Source organism: Chitinophaga sp. (assembly GCF_035761305.1).
GTDB lineage: Bacteria > Bacteroidota > Bacteroidia > Chitinophagales > Chitinophagaceae > Chitinophaga.
On record NZ_DASTRI010000183.1, the window covers coordinates 1 to 12,655 of the forward strand.

10 protein-coding genes and 1 pseudogene are annotated in these 12,655 nt (G+C 50.3%); 8 read left to right on the top strand and 3 right to left on the bottom strand.

Annotation, left to right across the window (positions count from 1 at the left end):
- From VFS25_RS15710 to VFS25_RS15720, 3 genes are all read right to left on the bottom strand, one after another.
- Positions 1 to 595, bottom strand: a 595-nt coding sequence (locus VFS25_RS15710; RefSeq protein WP_326463118.1) for a porin family protein, incomplete at its 3' end; no start/stop codon positions are given.
- 101 nt (positions 596 to 696) lie between these two features.
- Positions 697 to 1,398, bottom strand: coding sequence for a porin family protein (locus VFS25_RS15715; RefSeq protein ID WP_326463119.1), 702 nt, complete (start codon positions 1,396 to 1,398; stop codon positions 697 to 699).
- Positions 1,399 to 1,843: 445 nt separating this feature from the next.
- Positions 1,844 to 3,256, bottom strand: coding sequence for a redoxin domain-containing protein (locus VFS25_RS15720; protein ID WP_326463120.1), 1,413 nt, complete (start codon positions 3,254 to 3,256; stop codon positions 1,844 to 1,846).
- 54 nt (positions 3,257 to 3,310) lie between these two features.
- Here VFS25_RS15720 and rlmD point away from each other — a divergent pair, with 54 nt between their 5' ends.
- The 8 genes and pseudogenes from rlmD to VFS25_RS15760 all read left to right on the top strand — a co-directional run.
- The gene (rlmD, locus tag VFS25_RS15725) at positions 3,311 to 4,780 is read left to right on the top strand and encodes a 23S rRNA (uracil(1939)-C(5))-methyltransferase RlmD (RefSeq protein ID WP_326463121.1); all 1,470 of its coding nucleotides are present in this window, start codon (positions 3,311 to 3,313) and stop codon (positions 4,778 to 4,780) included.
- A 205-nt stretch (positions 4,781 to 4,985) separates the two neighbouring features.
- Positions 4,986 to 5,771, top strand: coding sequence for a rhomboid family intramembrane serine protease (locus VFS25_RS15730; RefSeq protein WP_326463122.1), 786 nt, complete (start codon positions 4,986 to 4,988; stop codon positions 5,769 to 5,771).
- A gap of 30 nt (positions 5,772 to 5,801) precedes the next feature.
- Complete coding sequence (locus tag VFS25_RS15735) at positions 5,802 to 6,752, top strand: rhomboid family intramembrane serine protease (RefSeq protein ID WP_326463123.1); 951 nt, start codon at positions 5,802 to 5,804, stop codon at positions 6,750 to 6,752.
- 113 nt (positions 6,753 to 6,865) lie between these two features.
- Positions 6,866 to 7,996 (top strand): endonuclease/exonuclease/phosphatase family protein, encoded by a 1,131-nt coding sequence (locus tag VFS25_RS15740; protein ID WP_326463124.1) that lies wholly within the window; start codon positions 6,866 to 6,868, stop codon positions 7,994 to 7,996.
- A 69-nt stretch (positions 7,997 to 8,065) separates the two neighbouring features.
- Positions 8,066 to 9,181: an endonuclease/exonuclease/phosphatase family protein gene (locus tag VFS25_RS15745; protein ID WP_326463125.1), complete on the top strand. Its 1,116-nt coding sequence runs from the start codon at positions 8,066 to 8,068 to the stop codon at positions 9,179 to 9,181.
- A gap of 78 nt (positions 9,182 to 9,259) precedes the next feature.
- Complete coding sequence (cysS, locus tag VFS25_RS15750) at positions 9,260 to 10,756, top strand: cysteine--tRNA ligase (RefSeq protein ID WP_326463126.1); 1,497 nt, start codon at positions 9,260 to 9,262, stop codon at positions 10,754 to 10,756.
- Between the two features lie 62 nt (positions 10,757 to 10,818).
- Complete coding sequence (locus VFS25_RS15755; protein WP_326463127.1) at positions 10,819 to 11,793, top strand: M28 family peptidase; 975 nt, start codon at positions 10,819 to 10,821, stop codon at positions 11,791 to 11,793.
- A 260-nt stretch (positions 11,794 to 12,053) separates the two neighbouring features.
- Positions 12,054 to 12,655: pseudogene (locus VFS25_RS15760) on the top strand (hypothetical protein); the annotation flags it as partial.

A 12,655-nucleotide genomic window follows, 5' to 3' on the forward strand; every position in this document is an offset into this window, starting at 1 on the left:
AGGAGGTGTTCTTAAACGAATGATCGGCTCCTGCAATTTCCTTCTCACTGGCTACATTCACCAGGCCCAGGTCTGTATTTAAACCAAAGTAAAGGCCTTGTTTCATTTCATAGCCTACCTGGATGCCGGCGCCGGCGTCAAAGCGGTTCAGCTTCATGTCGCCTGCTTCATCATCAAACGCCTTGGCCTCCAGGCTTACATTGCCTGCGCTGCCTTTATATTTCCCGCCTATGCCGTAAGCCAGGTAAGGGCCAACACCTAATACCAGGTTGCCGTTACCTACTTCCGGCTTGTATGTGAAAAGAACAGGTACCTGCAGGTAAGACAGCGTGGTTTTAACATCGCCGTTATCTTTATCCTTACCGCCCTTGCCGGCATACAATAAGCCGGTACCGATAAAAAACTCATCTGCCAGCGGCAGGTCTACCGTAATCCCCGCTCTTATGTGGGTTATCAGGGAGCTGGTAGTTTTATCTCCTCCAAGCTTGGTGGTAGCGCTGGAAAAATTAGGCCCGGCTACTACCCCGAATTTTACCTGTCCGAATGAAAGGGCTGCAACCAGCATAGCTGCTGCTGATAAGAGTACTTTTTTCATCTGTGTTTTTTTTACTGGTAAAACAACCGCAGGCCCGTGTTATACCTTTTGTGGTGTATTCAATAAAAAGATGCCGCCTGCATGCACCTGTAATAAACTGCCTAGAACAGGAAGCCAACAGATACGCTGAACACACGGTTCTTGCTCTTGTTGTCGCTGCTGTCTTCCTGGCCGGAAAATATCTTGTTAAAGCCTAACCCATACTGGGCAGAGATCAGGAAATTAGAAACTTCCGCACCTACCATCAGGTTACCGCCCCAGTCAAAACGCTTGTATTTGTCAAGGCCCTGGTTTGGATCATCATTGTTAAACGGGGTATCATCATCCCATTTAATGCTACTGCTGCCTTCTGTGCTGGCTACACCGGTATTTACCACGTATTTGTTTTTACCGGCTACGCCAAAAGCAAAGTAAGGGCCTATACCCGCAAACAGGCGCGCATTGTCCGCAATGGGCACCTTACCTACGAAGTTCAGCGGTATCTCAATGTACTGGGGATTAGTGGTGTATTTTGTATACGGACTGGTAACAGAAGGATTGTCCTTGTCACCACTTTCTACCTTGGAACCTTTGCTGCTGTAAAATACACCTGGCTGAAAGGACAGTATATCTTTTATCAGCGGCATATCGGCTATTACACCTATGTGATAGCGGGATATGGCTTTGCTGTTGTCTGTAGCACCACTATTGCTGGTGGAAATATTAGCCAGGTTCCAGCCGCCTTTAACACCTACCCTTACCTGGGACATGGCAGCCAAAGAAAAAACCAGCGCTGCAAAAGACAGGATTAACTTCTTTTTCATAATCAACACTTTTTGGGTTATAAATCACTTTTTCGCTCACCAAAGGGTGTTTCCAAAGACTATGCCAAATAGTTTTTTTGAAAATTTATCTTGTTGATTACAAATAAGTTGTAACGCCTAAATGAAGGAGTAATACGACGGTGTTAAGGGTATGTTATATATGGTGAGGGATGTTGCGCCCCGCGGGTAATAACATTCAGCCGGCTTTATGCAGGCGCCGCGCAGTAGGTTGTATAGGCGCCGGCTTTCCAAGGGTGTAAAACCGGTATTTTACCCGTATGCTACCGGTGTGTTCCCTACATGCCATTGCTGCGACATTGCTGCGCAATGCCTGCGCAACTACTCTCCCCTACATAAACCCCCACATTTTTTTGCGGGGGTGTTAAAGCAGGGGTCAACACACATTTTTATGGCTGGTATTACGGCGGCAGTTAGCCGTTGCCTGTTATTTTTTTACGGCGGCTGTTCCTTCCTCCTGCTGCTCCAGTCTTTCCAGGAAGCCGTTCAGCTGCTCTACGCCCAGGCGTTTGGCCAGTATTTTCTTCTTTTCATCCAGCAGGTACACCACGGGGGTGCTGTACACATCGTACAGGCGGCGGTAGTTGCTTTGCGATTGCGGGTCCCAGGCATGTACCCAGCCGGTAAGGTGGTGCTCTTTAATAAACTGTAGCCATTCTTCCCGTGTACCGTCCGTTTTTATACCCAACATTACTACGCCTTTTTTCTGCCAGCTGGCTTTAAAGGCGCTGTCCAGGCGGGGCACTTCGGTTTTGCAATGCCCGCACGTGGGGTCCCAGAATACCAGCACGGTATATTTGGCTTTGGTGCTATACAGGGAAAGCGGTTTTGAGGTGGAGTCCTGCATTTCCAGGGGCGGCGCCTGCTGCCCTATAAGATTGGGCGCTATGGCATAGGCCCGGGATATGATCTTGTTCAGCTGGTCGCTGGTTAACCAGTAGGCATCGCCGGGTACGTAGTATTTTTCTACCAGGTGCACAAACACGGCGTCCATACCCATGTAGGGCGATGTTTCGTAATTATAGGTAAGCCACCACAGCACGTACTTAAACATTTCCTTGTCTTTACGTGCTTTGGCTATTAGCTGGTCGCATTCCGCAATAACGGAGTCGGGCTGCATGGGCACCACCTGGTTAAAATACTTGCTTAGCTTGCCTTCCAGTATGGGGGTGCGCACCAGGCGGCCGTCGTTCAGGTTCACATCGTCCCAGTAATGGGCGCGGTAATAGCGGTAAGCAAAAGTGGAGTCTTCACCGGCTGGCCTGGGCGGCACCTCCGGATCGCGCATGGCTTTGAATATGCTGGTTAATAACGACCCGGGATGCTTGTTTATAAAGGCTGTACGGTAATCCTGTATCTCTTTGTTCAGCGCTGTTTGCAGGGGACGCGCCCGGGCGGTGTCCGGTGCAGTACGTTTCGCCAGCAGGTCCTGTATGGCGGCTGTTTTAGGCTGCAGCTTAGCCAGGAAACGGTTGTATTCCAGGAACAGGTCGTTCTCCGGCGATGTTTTATATACGGTTTTGCCCACCAGGTCAGTAGTATCTACACTAATGGTAAAAGTCTGGTTTTTATCCAGCAGCATTTCAAAGTAGCGCTGCTTTCCGGGAAATACCACCATGTAAATGCCCCCCGGCAAAGGCTCCTTGCCTTTCAGCACCGCGGTGCCGGTAGCGTCTATCATGGCAGAATCGGCGAGGTAGGTGCCTTTGCCCATGTAATGGGCCAGGAACATGCGGCCGCTGGTAAATTGCCTGAATTTAACGGTAAGCTGGTAGCCCTGCGCCTGCAACTGCAGCTGGCTGTAACACAAAACGGCGATGAGGAATAAAAGTTTACGCATAGGATTAGGATGGGTGTAAATGTAGCAGTAAAAAATGAAAAGTCCATATCATGTATGACCAGTGGTTGCATGCACCAGCCCATCAAAAACACTACCTTTGCACCCGTGAGGAAAAAAAATGTGGTACTGGAAAAAGTACCGGTAAGCGCTTATGCCGCAGAAGGCAAAGCCCTGGCCCGTCAGAACGGGAAAGTAATATTCATTGAAGGCGGCGTGGTGCCCGGCGATGTGGTGGATGTTAGGCTCAGCAAAAACAAGAAGGACTGGGCCGAAGGCACTGCCATACACATCCACTCCTACTCCGCCGAGCGGGTTACTCCTTTTTGCGAGCATTTTGGCGTATGCGGCGGCTGCAAATGGCAAATGCTGCCGTATTCCCTGCAGCTGCAGTATAAGCAACAGCAGGTGGTCGATAACCTGCAGCGCATAGGCCGGCTGGAGCTGCCGCCCATCAGCCCTATCCTGGGCTCGCCGCACAGCAGGGGCTACCGCAATAAGCTGGAATTTACCTTCAGCAACAAAGCGTACCTGACCAATGAGGAAATACAGCAAGCCGGTGAAATAAAGCAGCGTAATGCCCTGGGCTTTCATGTGCCCCGCCTGTTTGACAAGGTGCTGGACATAAATACCTGCCACCTGCAGCAGGAGCCGGTAAACCTTATCCGCAACACTGTACGCGCTTATGCAGAAGCCAACGGACTGGCTTTTTACGACATCCGGGCGCAGCAGGGTTGGCTGCGCAACCTGGTGGTACGTATATGCACTACCGGCGAGGTGATGGTGAACCTGGTGATACACCATGAGGATGAAGCTGCCCGCAAGGCCCTGCTGGACCATTTGCTGGCCGTTGTTCCCGCCATTACCACCATTGTTTATACCATTAACCCTAAAAAGAATGATAGTATCTTTGACCTGGAACCCAAAGTGTACTACGGAAAAGGATATGTGGAGGAAAACCTGGAAGACTTTGTTTTTAAAATAGGCCCCAAGTCTTTCTTCCAAACCAATACCTACCAGGGGGTAACGCTGTACCAGGTAACCTGCGATTTTGCCGCTTTAACGGGAACAGAAAGTGTGTACGACCTGTATTGTGGAACCGGCAGCATTGGTATTTTTGTATCCCGCAAGGCCCGCAAGGTCATTGGTATAGAACTGATCAGGGAAGCCATTGACGATGCCCGGGAAAATGCGGAACGTAACCAGGTAAAAAATGCGGAGTTCTTTGCAGGCGATGTGGTGGATATTTGCAATGATGAATTTTTTGCACAGCATGGTCAGCCGGATGTGGTGATTACCGACCCGCCACGGGCAGGTATGCACGAAAAGCTGGTGGGTAAGCTGTTGCAGATAGCGGCGCCCAAAATTGTATATGTAAGCTGTAACCCGGCTACGCAGGCCAGGGACCTGGCCCTTCTCAGCAACATGTACCGGGTTGCCAACATACAGCCGGTGGATATGTTTCCGCATACACATCATATTGAAAATGTAGTATTACTGGAAAAGAAACCATTGGCAGACAGCTGAAAAAATCAGGCAACGCTATGAATAAAATGCAAAGCATTCACGAACACCTTGTAAAAACAAAAATGCAATGATTATCATGGCCTGCCCCGGCTTGCCGGGAGCAAGTTCCATCCCGGTGCACCGGGAACCCGTACTGACCGCTAGAAAAATAAAAATTTAACAGATGAACGAATTCAGGCCCGGCAGATTTGAAATTCTCCCACTGGTGATCAAAAACCTTCTGATCATTAACGGATTGGTATTCCTGGCGCAGAAAACCCTTGACCCTATGATGGGCAACTGGATAACAGATACATTTGCCCTGCACTACTGGGGCTCGGACCTGTTCCGCCCCCACCAGATTGTTACACATCTTTTCATGCACGGTTCCTTCGGGCACATTTTCTCCAATATGTTCACCCTCTGGATGTTTGGCGCCACGCTGGAAAATGTATGGGGCCCCAAACGCTTCCTTATTTTTTATACCATTTGCGGCATAGGCGCCGCCATGTGCCACATGGGCGTGCTTACCTATGAGAACATCCGCCTTTCGCACGATGTACAGGCCTTCCTGCAGGAGCCTACCTACTCCAACTTTGCGCTGCTGGACCGCCGGTACGACCTGGGCTCGGGCAACTTTAACCCCGAGAGTATGAAAATAGCGCTGGCGCAGGCGCCCGGCGATCCCGGTATCATACAAACCGCCCGCGTATTCATTCAGCAATTTGCTATCGACTATCGTAACACAGCCACGCTGGGGGCCTCCGGCGCGGTTTTTGGTATATTGTTCGCCTTCGGCTACCTGTTCCCGAACAGCTTGATCTTCCTGTACTTTCTTTTTCCTATAAAGGCCAAGTACTTTGTTGGCATATTGATTGTGCTGGAGCTGGTTTCAGGTGTTCAAAATACGGCCGGCGATAACGTAGCCCACTTTGCTCACCTGGGCGGAGTTATATTCGGCTATATTTTACTGAAGTTCTGGAACAGTAATAACCGACGGCATTTTTATTAGTTGTACCTTTGTATTAAAGTATTTCGTAGTATGAGAACGGTGGAAAAAGAACGTATTCCAAGCCTTTCTCTTGGAGAAGAAAGGAACATTGTCACCCAGCTGCTTGTTGTAAACCTGACCATATTCATCCTGCTGTTATTTACCAGGGTTATTTATAACATGGAGGATCTCAGCACCTCACGGTTTAATTCGGATGTACTGGCCTGGACCGCGTTGCCCGCTAATCCTGCACGGTTACTTACCCGCCCCTGGACGCTGCTCACCTATATGTTCTCCCACATAGATGTATGGCAGGTATTCAGCAACATGATATGGCTGTGGGCTTTTGGTTCCCTGCTGCAGAACGTAGCCGGCCACCAGCGCATTTTACCTTTATATCTTTACGGCGGCCTGTGTGGCGCTATTTTTTATGTAATGGGCATGCACGCCATGCCGGCATTTGAGAATATACTGCCCACCGGCAGCATGATAGGCGCAGCTGCCAGTGTAATGGCGCTGGCCATAGGCGTTACCACCGTTGCTCCCGGCTACCGGCTGTTTCCCATGCTGGGCCGCGGTATTCCCCTGTGGATAGTTACCGTGCTGTTTGTAACGCTGAATGTAAGCACCCATTTGCTTGATGCAAATACAGACGCGCAAACTTATTTACCTGCCCTGGCAGGCGGCGGCCTTACCGGATTCCTGTTCATGATGCAGTGGAAAAAAGGGAAAGACTGGGGCGCCGGCCTTAACCGGCTTACATATAAGTTCACGCACATGTTCCATCCGGCCGTGCCGCAGGAGCACCACGATGCGGTAGCACTGGTAAAGAAAAAGCTGGCCGCCCCTGTTGGCAGCAATAACCCTTACCGCAGAATAGGGGCTGTACCGGAACAACGGCTAAATGAAATTTTAGATAAAATTTCTGAACAGGGCATGCATGCGCTCACCCCCGAAGAGCAGGAAACCTTATTAAGAGCCAGCAAACAACAGGATAGCTGAAAAAATAATTCAATTTTTATCCTAATACCGTACAGGCTTAACCGCATGTAACCATTTGGAAATTAATTAGCTGTACTATATTTTTATACTGCTAATTAACCCCGCCTGTACACATGAAACGCTTTCAATTGCTGCTACCCCGCTTACTGCTGTGCATAAACTGCCTGTTAAATGTTGGATTATTAACTTCTGCCTGGTTACCGCACCTAAGCCCGCACCAATGGTGGCCCAGCGGCTTTGTTGGCTTGCTGTTTCCCCCGCTGCTGGCAGCTAACCTGGTTTTTATTCCCTTCTGGATCATCTGTAAAAAATGGTACTACTGGCTTTCTGCCGGTACCGTTATATTATCCTACAATGCGGTGCTGGTAAGCTTTTCACTGCACTGGCCGCAGCAATGGGCCCTGGAGCGCCCGCAGCCGCCCCGGTTTACGGTTATGACATTTAATACCAGTAGCATGGGGCTAAAAGGCTATAAGCTGGACGAAGAGATGCATACCTCTATTTTCCGCACTGTGCGCGAAGCCAGCCCGGATATATTATGCCTGCAGGAGTTTTATACCAATGATGATCCCAACCTTACCAATAATATTGCGGGCATACAGCATCACCTGGGCTATCCGCATTACTTTTTTACCTCCGATAAAACACAATGGAACACCTGGCACTACGGCATAGTGGTGTTTTCGCGCTACCCGGTGCTGCACGCCCGCAAAATACCCTGCGGCTACTACAGTGAGGCCGGCAGCGGCAGCAGCATACTGGAGGCCGATATGCTCATTTACGGCGATACCGTTCGCGTATACACGGCGCAGCTGCGCTCCTACATGTTTAACCCCGCAGAGCTGGCGCAGCTGCAGGCCATTAAAAAGCTGGATGGCAACCACACCCGGTTTTCCGGGGCCCGCGGGCTGGTATATAAAATGCGGCATACCTTCACGGCCCGCGCCCACCAGGCCGAGCTGCTGCATAAGCTGGCAAAAGAAAGCCCTTACCCCGCCATTGTTTGCGGGGATATGAACGATACGCCGGTATCGTACACCTACTATACCGTTAGCCGGCAAATGCAGGATGCGTTTCTCGAAAAAGGCAGCGGTATTGGCCGCACGCTTTCCTTCCTGTCGCCTACCCTGCGTATTGATTATATACTGGCGCAATCTTATTTCAATATTCACAGCTACCAAACCTTTCGCAATGCCACGTTTGAGCATTTCCCGGTAATGGCCAGCTTTTCGCTGAAGAAGTAGGCATTCACTTTTTCATATTGTACTTTTACGCTTTTGTATATCTTTATCCAAAAGAGTCAGGTACTAATTTTGAGATTTATCCGGTTTCTTACAAAGAGCTTTTTACTGATCGTTAATATAGGGATAGTATGCCTGTTTTTGCTGGCCTGTCTGGCGCCCTGGGTATCTCCCGTTAGCTGGTGGCCGATCAGTTTCATCACCCTGGTATTCCCTTACTTATTGGTGCTGCTGGTTATTTTTTTCTGCTGTTGGCTGGTATTCAACGTAAAATACTGCCTGCTTTCGCTGGTGGCGCTGGCCCTGGGCTGGAAGTCCATGACAGCCTTTATTGCCTTTCACTGGCCTACTGCCCAAAACCAGTTTGCCGCGCCGCCCGGCAGCATTACCGTAATGAGCTATAATGTGGGGCTGTTTGGCCTGTACCGCGAAAAAGACAGCAAGTACAACCGGCAAACCATGTTTGCGCTCATTAAAAAACAATCGCCGGATATTGCCTGCTTCCAGGATTTTTACACTTCAGAGAAAAAGAACGATTTCAACAACCGGGAAGATATTTCCCGCGAAATGCAGCTGCCTTACCGCTATTTTTCCAGCGATTTTAACCGCAACGGCATGCAGCACTGGGGCTCCATCATCTACTCGCGCTATCCCATTATACAGGCCGAGAAGGTAAAGCTTACCAACGGCCCGTTCAGTGAAAGCATGGTGTATGCCGATGTGATGCGCGGCAGCGATACCATCCGCATCATTAACATGCACCTGGAGTCGTACCGGTTCAATGAAAAAGATTACCGCTCCATTGAAAAAATACGCAAGCAGGAAGATACCGGGCTGGTAGCTACCAAAGGCATTATGCAAAAAATGCGGGAGGCCTTTCAGCGCCGGGGCAGGCAGGCCGATATTGTGGCGGCCTTTATCAAAAAAAGCCCCTACCCGGTGGTAGTTTGCGGCGATTTTAACGACACGCCGGCTTCCTATACTTATTTTACCATCCGCGGCAACCTGCAGGATGCATTCCTGGAAAAAGGTACCGGCATCGGGCGCACCTTTACCGGCCTGGCGCCTACCCTGCGCATTGACTATATTTTGCCGGGCAACCAATTTACCATTAACAGCTTCCGCAAGATCAATTCAGACCTGAGCGATCATTACCCGGTTATTGCCAACCTTACGCTCCGTCAATAAGCCGCCTGCGTTTTACCTGTTAATCACTAACCGCTAAGCACTAATCACTATATTTGCAATCCCGGAAATATTGCTAATATGTCAGATCTGAAAATATATAACACACTACACCGTCAGAAGGAAGTATTTACCCCTTTATATCCCGGGCATGTAGGCATGTATGTGTGCGGCCCCACCGTTTCCGGGGAGTCGCACCTGGGCCACGCACGCCCTTACATCACTTTTGATGTGGTTTACCGCTACCTCATGCACCTGGGCTACAAAGTGCGCTATGTACGCAATATTACAGATGCCGGCCACTTTGAGGAAGAAGGCCGCGATGCAGAAGATAAGATTGCCAAAGGCGCCCTGCTGGAAAAGCTGGAGCCCATGGAGCTGGTGCAGAAATACACCAACCTGTATCACTGGGCCATGCTGCAGTTTAACTGCCTGGAGCCAAGCATTGAGCCTACCGCTACCGGGCATATCCTGGAGCAGATAGCCATGATACAGAATATTATTGCCAAAGGCTATGCCTATGAGGTAAACGGCTCTGTGTACTTTGATGTAAAAAAGTACGCTGAAAAATACGACTATGGTATGCTCAGCGGCCGCGTGCTGGACGATATGCTGGAAACCACCCGTGAGCTGGAGTCGCAGGATGAGAAACGCAACAAGGTTGACTTTGCCCTGTGGAAAAAAGCGCCGCCGGAACACCTGATGCGCTGGAACAGCCCGTGGGGCGAAGGTTTCCCCGGCTGGCACATAGAATGCTCGGCCATGAGCAGCAAGTACCTGGGCAACCAGTTTGATATTCATGGCGGTGGCATGGACCTGCAGTTCCCCCACCATGAATGTGAAATAGCGCAAAGCGAAATTGCCCACGGTGAGCTGATGGCCCGTTACTGGGTGCACAATAACATGATCACCATTAACGGCCGTAAAATGGGTAAGGCTTATGGCAATACCATTAAGCTTACGGAAATATTTGCCGGCACCCATCCCCTGCTGGAAAAGCCCTACAGCCCCATGACCATCCGCTTTTTTGTGCTGCAAACACATTACCGCAGCACGCTCGACTTTTCCAATGAGGCCCTGCAGGCTGCTGAAAAAGGCTTGCAGCGCTTATGGTCGGCGTATGATGTGCTGCAGAAGCTGGCGTATGAAAGCAACGGCAGCCCCTTGAATGAGGAGCTGGATAAGCAGGTGCAGCAATGGTGCCGTGAATGCGACGAGTTTATGAACGATGACTTTAACACCGCTAAAGTGCTGGCCAACCTGTTTGAGCTGGCGCCGGTGATCAACTCCCTGAAAGGCGGGCAGATAAAAATGCACGAGATCAGTGAAAGCACCTTTCAGCTACTGCAAAAAACCTGGCATACCTACCTGATAGATATACTGGGCCTGCAGCCTGAGTCGCAGGTAACGGATAACAGCAAGCTGGATGGGGCGCTGCAGCTGCTCATAGAAATGCGGAAAGAGGCCAAGCTGCGTAAAGACTACGCCACCTCTGACAAAATCCGCAACCAGCTGCTGGCCGTAGGCATACAGCTGAAAGATGAAAAAGACGGTAGCGTAAGCTACAGCATTCTATAAGCCATTTACACAACAGGCGCCGCAAGTGCGGCGCCTGTTTACAATTGTTACCTTACGTAATTATGCGCAAACTTTGGACTATTCTTGCCGGTACTGCTTTGTTACTGGGCGCCTGCCACTCCGGCAACAACAATAATAACGGGGAAGGCAATACGGAAACCGTGGTATCTACCGTTAAGGTACCTGCTTTTAATGCAGATAGCGCTTATGCCTATACGGCAAAACAGGTGTCTTTTGGACCGCGCATTCCCAATACGCCTGCCCAGGAGAAGTGCGCCGACTGGCTCATACAAACCCTGCGCCCCCTGGCCGATACGGTATACGTGCAGCGCACTACGGTTACCGGCCCTAAAAATATACAGCTGCCCTGCATTAATATCATAGGCGTGTTTAACCCTGCTGCTACACAGCGCATACTGGTGCTGGCCCACTGGGACACCCGCCCCCATGCCGACCAGGACCCGGCCGATAAAACCAAAACGTTCGACGGGGCCGATGACGGCGCCAGCGGCGTAGGCGTACTGCTGGAGCTGGCCCGCCAGTTTCACCAGCAAAAGCCTACCATAGGGGTAGACCTGCTGATGACCGATGTAGAGGATTACGGCGTTAGCGATGAGGAGAACAGCTATTGCCTGGGCACCCAGTACTGGGCCAAACACCCGCATGTACCCGGCTACAGGGCCAACTACGGCATACTGCTGGATATGGTAGGCGGCCGCGGCACCCAGTTTTATATGGAAGGCGCATCCCAGCAATATGCCCTGGGCCCCATGAAAGCTTTCTGGGATGTAGCCAACAAGCTGGGCTACTCTGATTATTTCCGCTATGAGAGCAATGGCGCCGCTATTACCGACGATCATGTATATGTAAACACCATGGCCAATATTCCTACTTTTGATATTATTGCTTTGCAGCCCAACGGCAACTTTGCCCCGCACTGGCATACACAAAACGATAATATGAAAGTAATAGATCCCCGCACACTAAAAGCCGTGGGCCAGTCTTTGATGCAGGTGATATATGCGCAGCCGTTCTAAAGACGTTGCAGCGGTAGGATGATTAAGGCTGAATGCAGGATGTTGGAAGTAAGAGAGAGAATGATTGGAGCGGATTTAAAGCTGAGGTAAGGATCAGAAGTAAAGATGACCGGATAGAACCCGGAACTGCATACAGGAGCTTAAACGGTAAGCTGATTGAGCTGCAAACTCCTTAACATTCAATGTGCCGCAGCAAAGGTGTAACAGCTGCTCTTTTTACGTTTAGATGTTTCGTTAATAGCGCCCAAAACTGAAAAGCTATGGCAAAAGCTAAAGCAAAAACAACCTCCGCCAATAAAACAGCTAAAAAAGCCGCCTCCGGGGCGGGTGCTTCCAAACCTGCAAAAAAACAGGGTAAAAATGCAGTGAAACCTGCAGCCGCACCGGCGCGTCCACCTAAAATTAAATTAGCCACAGCTGCTCCAAATCAGGCAACCGCAGCTGCCAAAACCAGGCCTGGTAAAGCCGCAGCAGCTAAGACCGGGGCAGCTAAGGCAGTGGTAGCAAAAGTAGCAACAGCAAAGGCCAATGCGCCTAAAACCATTCCTGCGCCGCCCCTGCAGGATGCCGGTGCGCTGTACCATCCGCACCTAAGCAAGGATAAAAAGCTGCTGACTATTATGACAGGCCTGCTGCCGGTAATACCATCGCGTAAAAATATTGCGCTGCGCCTTATTGCCTCTATTATGAGCCAGCAATTATCTACCAAAGTGGCTACGGTTATTTATAACCGCTTCCTGGCGCTGTACGGCGGCCAGGAGCCTACTCCACAACAGGTGCTGGACACCCCGGCCACTACGCTGCGCAGCATAGGGTTAAGCAATGCCAAGGTTAGCTATGTGCATAATGTAGCCCGTTTTAC